The 5288-nt window shown below is 43.0% G+C and carries 4 protein-coding genes; all 4 read left to right on the forward strand.

Translation table 11 applies throughout. The features are described 5' to 3' along the window. The first annotated feature begins 63 nt into the window (after nucleotides 1–63). Nucleotides 64–1002: a peptide-methionine (R)-S-oxide reductase MsrB gene (gene msrB / locus HT723_RS06700; RefSeq protein ID WP_000818203.1), complete on the forward strand. Its 939-nt coding sequence runs from the start codon at nucleotides 64–66 to the stop codon at nucleotides 1000–1002. 57 nt (nucleotides 1003–1059) lie between these two features. Beyond that, complete coding sequence (locus HT723_RS06705) at nucleotides 1060–2784, forward strand: ABC transporter ATP-binding protein (protein ID WP_172934883.1); 1725 nt, start codon at nucleotides 1060–1062, stop codon at nucleotides 2782–2784. A gap of 1 nt (nucleotide 2785) precedes the next feature. Next, nucleotides 2786–4534, forward strand: coding sequence for an ABC transporter ATP-binding protein (locus HT723_RS06710; RefSeq protein ID WP_172934884.1), 1749 nt, complete (start codon nucleotides 2786–2788; stop codon nucleotides 4532–4534). Between the two features lie 217 nt (nucleotides 4535–4751). Then, nucleotides 4752–5288, forward strand: a 537-nt coding sequence (locus HT723_RS06715) for an amidohydrolase family protein (protein ID WP_172934885.1), incomplete at its 3' end; no start/stop codon positions are given.

Raw genomic sequence — 5288 nt, forward strand, 5'->3', positions numbered from 1 at the left:
TGACGTGGTTTGAAGAGATTTTCGAAGAGTATTAGTTAAAAACGTGATAAAGGAGAAATAAAGATGGCAGAAATTTATCTAGCAGGTGGTTGTTTTTGGGGCCTAGAGGAATATTTTTCACGCATTTCTGGAGTGCTAGAAACCAGTGTTGGCTACGCTAATGGTCAAGTCGAAACGACCAATTACCAGTTGATCAAGGAAACAGACCATGCAGAAACGGTCCAAGTGATTTACGATGAGAAGGAAGTGTCACTCAGAGAGATTTTACTTTATTATTTCCGAGTTATCGATCCTCTATCTATCAATCAACAAGGGAATGACCGTGGTCGCCAATATCGAACTGGGATTTATTATCAGGATGAAGCAGATTTGCCAGCTATCTACACAGTGGTACAGGAGCAGGAACGCATGCTGGGTCGAAAGATTGCAGTAGAAGTGGAGCAATTACGCCACTACATTCTGGCTGAAGACTACCACCAAGATTATCTCAGGAAGAATCCTTCAGGTTACTGTCATATCGATGTGACCGATGCTGATAAGCCATTGATTGATGCAGCAAACTATGAAAAGCCTAGTCAAGAGGTGTTGAAGGCCAGTCTATCTGAAGAGTCTTATCGTGTCACACAAGAAGCTGCTACAGAGGCTCCATTTACCAATGCCTATGACCAAACCTTTGAAGAGGGGATTTATGTAGATATTACGACAGGTGAGCCACTCTTTTTTGCCAAGGATAAGTTTGCTTCAGGTTGTGGTTGGCCAAGTTTTAGCCGTCCGATTTCCAAAGAGTTGATTCATTATTACAAGGATCTGAGCCATGGAATGGAGCGAATTGAAGTTCGTTCTCGTTCAGGCAGTGCTCACTTGGGTCATGTTTTCACAGATGGACCGCGGGAGTTAGGCGGCCTCCGTTACTGTATCAATTCTGCTTCTTTACGCTTTGTGGCCAAGGATGAGATGGAAAAAGCAGGATATGGCTATCTATTGCCTTACTTAAACAAATAAAACAGAGAGTGGGGCTTCCCACTTTCTTCATTTCTAGAATATGAATAGAAGGGATTTATGAAACACCTATTATCTTACTTCAAACCCTACATCAAGGAATCAATTTTAGCCCCCTTGTTCAAGCTGTTAGAAGCTGTTTTTGAGCTCTTGGTTCCCATGGTGATTGCTGGGATTGTTGACCAATCTTTACCTCAGGGAGATCAAGGTCATCTCTGGATGCAGATTGGCCTGCTCCTTATCTTTGCAGTAATTGGCGTTTTAGTGGCCTTGATAGCTCAATTTTACTCAGCAAAGGCAGCAGTAGGCTTTGCTAAGGAATTGACAAACGATCTTTATCGTCATATTCTTTCCTTGTCCAAGGACAGCAGAGACCGTCTGACAACTTCTAGTTTGGTCACTCGCTTGACTTCGGATACCTACCAGATTCAGACTGGTATCAATCAATTCCTGCGTCTCTTTTTGCGAGCGCCCATTATCGTTTTTGGTGCCATTTTTATGGCTTATCGCATCTCGGCTGAGTTGACTTTCTGGTTCTTAGTCATGGTTGCCATTTTGACCATTGTCATTGTAGGGTTATCTCGATTGGTCAATCCTCTCTACAGTAGTCTCAGAAAGAAAACGGACCAACTGGTTCAGGAAACGCGCCAGCAATTGCAAGGGATGCGGGTTATTCGTGCTTTTGGTCAAGAAAAACGAGAGTTACAGATTTTTCAAACCCTTAACCAAGTTTATGCTAGATTACAAGAAAAGACAGGTTTCTGGTCTAGTTTATTAACACCTCTGACCTATCTGATTGTCAATGGAACTCTTCTCGTTATTATCTGGCAAGGCTATATTTCAATTCAAGGAGGCTTGCTCAGTCAAGGTGCTCTCATTGCCCTTATTAACTATCTCCTACAGATTTTGGTGGAACTGGTCAAGCTAGCCATGCTGATTAATTCCCTCAACCAGTCCTACATCTCAGCTAAGCGAATTGAGGAAGTCTTTGCTGAGGCTCCAGAAGATATTCACTTAGAGCTAGAACAAAAGCAAGCTACCAGTGATCAGGTTTTACAAGTTCAAGAACTGACCTTTACCTATCCTGATGCGGCCCAGCCTTCTCTGAGAGACATTTCCTTTGATATGAAGCAAGGGCAAATCCTTGGTATCATCGGAGGGACGGGTTCTGGTAAATCAAGCTTGGTGCAAGTCATCCTTGGACTTTATCCAGCAGACAAGGGGAGCATAGACCTTTATCGAGATGGAACTAGTCCTCTCAATCTTGAACAGTGGCGGTCTTGGATTGCCTATGTGCCCCAAAAGATCGAACTCTTTAAGGGAACTATTCGTTCCAACTTAACTTTGGGTTTACATCAAGAAGTGACTGATCAAGAACTCTGGCAAGCCTTGGAAATCGCGCAAGCCAAGGATTTTGTCAGTGATAAGGAAGGACTCTTGGATGCCACTGTTGAGGCAGGTGGTCGAAATTTTTCAGGTGGACAAAAACAAAGGCTGTCTATCGCACGTGCAGTCTTGCGCCAAGTTCCATTTCTCATCCTAGATGATGCGACCTCAGCACTGGACATCATTACCGAGTCTAAGCTCTTGAAAGCTATTCGAGAAAATCTGCCTAACACGAGCTTAATCTTGATTTCTCAAAGAACATTGACTTTACAGATGGCTGACCAGATTCTACTCTTAGAAAAAGGAGAGCTCCTAGCTATCGGCAAGCACGAGGACTTGATGAAATCCAGTCAAGTCTATCGCGAAATCAATGCATCCCAACATGGAAAGGAGGACTAGCATGAGACGACAAACTGCAAATCAAACACTCACACGTTTGGCCAAAGATTTAGCAAGTCATCCTTTCCTCCTTTTCCTAGCCCTTCTAGGAACTATTGCCCAAGTTGGCTTATCGATTTACCTACCTATCTTGATTGGGCAGGTCATCGACCAAGTCCTAGTGGCTGGTTCTTCACTAGTTTTTTGGCAGATTTTTCTCCAGATGATCTTGGTGGTCATAGGAAATACCCTTGTGCAGTGGGTCAATCCTCTTCTCTATAATCGTCTAATCTTCTCTTATACCAGAGACTTGCGAGAGCGAATCATCTATAAGCTCCATCGTTTACCGATTGCTTTTGTGGAGCGGCAAGGAAGTGGAGAGATGGTCAGTCGGGTAACCACGGACATCGAACAGTTGGCAGCTGGCTTGACCATGATTTTTAACCAATTTTTCATTGGTGTCTTGATGATTTTGGTTAGCATTCTAGCCATGCTGCAAATTCACCTCCTCATGACTCTCTTAGTCTTGCTATTGACGCCACTTTCCATGGTGGTTTCACGCTTTATTGCCAAACGCTCCTATCATCTCTTCCAGAAGCAAACAGAGACAAGGGGAATTCAGACTCAGTTGATTGAAGAATCGCTTAGCCAGCAGACTATTATTCAATCTTTTAATGCTCAGGTAGAGTTTATCAAAAGACTGTGTGAGGCTAATGACAACTACGCAGGCTATTCGCAGTCGGCCATCTTTTATTCTTCAACGGTCAATCCTTCGACTCGCTTTGTCAATGCGCTCATTTATGCGATTCTAGCTGGAGTAGGAGCTTATCGTATCATGATGGGGTCAACCTTGACCATTGGGCGTTTAGTGACTTTTTTGAACTATGTCCAACAGTATACCAAGCCCTTTAACGATATTTCTTCAGTGCTAGCTGAGTTGCAAAGTGCTCTGGCTTGCGCAGAGCGCGTCTATGCTGTCTTAGAAAGTCCTGAGGTTGCTGAAACAGGCAAGGAAGTCTTGACCAGTGACCAAGTTAAGGGAGCTATTTCCTTTAAACATGTCTCTTTTGGTTACCATCCTGAAAAGATTTTGATTAAGGATTTATCTATTGATATTCCAGCTGGTAGCAAGGTAGCCATCGTTGGTCCGACAGGTGCAGGAAAATCAACCCTTATCAATCTTCTTATGCGTTTCTATCCTATTAACTCAGGAGATATCTTGCTGGATGGGCAATCCATTTATGATTATACCCTAGTATCATTGAGACAGCAGTTTGGCATGGTGCTCCAAGAAACCTGGCTCAAGCAAGGAACCATTCATGACAATATTGCTTTTGGAAATCCTGAAGCCAGTCGGGAGCAGGTGATTGCTGCTGCCAAAGCAGCCAATGCAGATTTTTTCATCCAACAGTTGCCACAGGGATACGATACCAAGTTAGAAAATGCAGGAGAATCTCTCTCTGTCGGTCAGACCCAGCTCTTGACTATAGCGCGAGTCTTTTTGGCTATTCCAAAGATTCTTATCTTAGACGAAGCAACTTCATCCATCGATACGCGGACAGAAGTGCTGGTACAGGATGCATTTGCTAAACTCATGAAGGGGCGCACAAGCTTTATCATTGCCCACCGCTTGTCAACCATTCAGGATGCGGATATGATTCTAGTCTTAGTGGATGGTGATATTGTTGAGTATGGGAACCATCAGAAACTCATGGCTCGAAAGGGCAAGTATTACCAAATGCAGCAAGTTGCCACTTTTAGCTCTGAATAAGCCATTCTCTTTTGAAAGTTTATGGACGAAAAAAGTTGCCTTCGGGTGACTTTTTTGTTACAATAGCTAGAAAAATTGTTCACTGTAATACTCAATGAAAATCAAAGAGCAAACTAGGAAGCTAGCCGCAGGTTNNGTCAGTAACCACACCTACGGCAAAGTGAATCTGAAGTAGTTTGAAGAGAGTATAACTTGTCTTTTAGAAAAGGAGCCTATAATGAAAGTCTTTCAGAATGTAAATATCGTGACTTGTGATCAAGATTTCCATGTTTATCTTGATGGAATCTTAGCAGTCAAGGATTCTCAAATCGTCTATGTCGGTCAAGATAAGCCAGCGTTTTTAGAGCAAGCTGAGCAGATTATAGACTATCAGGGAGCTTGGATTATGCCTGGGGTGGTCAATTGCCACACCCATTCTGCTATGACAGGTTTGAGAGGAATTCGGGATGATAGCAATCTCCATGAATGGCTCAATGACTATATCTGGCCAGCAGAAGCTGAGTTTACTCCCGACATGACTACTAAGGCGGTCAAAGAAGCTCTGACAGAGATGCTCCAGTCAGGAACAACAACCTTTAATGATATGTATAATCCCAATGGTGTGAATATTGAGCAGATTTATCAGGTAGTGAAAGATTCCAAGATGCGTTGTTATTTTTCTCCGACTCTCTTTTCTTCAGAGACAGAAACAACTGCTGAGACTATAAGCAGAACTCGATCCATCATAGACGAAATCTTATACTGGACTAAAATC

This window comes from Streptococcus sp. 2106 (assembly GCF_013277315.1).
In the GTDB taxonomy this organism is placed as follows: domain Bacteria; phylum Bacillota; class Bacilli; order Lactobacillales; family Streptococcaceae; genus Streptococcus; species Streptococcus pseudopneumoniae.

Coding starts and splice junctions, on each gene's coding strand:
- HT723_RS06705 (WP_172934883.1), top strand. CDS start 1,060: ATGAAACACCTATTATCTTACTTCAAACCCTACATCAAGGAATCAATT.
- HT723_RS06710 (WP_172934884.1), top strand. CDS start 2,786: ATGAGACGACAAACTGCAAATCAAACACTCACACGTTTGGCCAAAGAT.
- msrB (WP_000818203.1), top strand. CDS start 64: ATGGCAGAAATTTATCTAGCAGGTGGTTGTTTTTGGGGCCTAGAGGAA.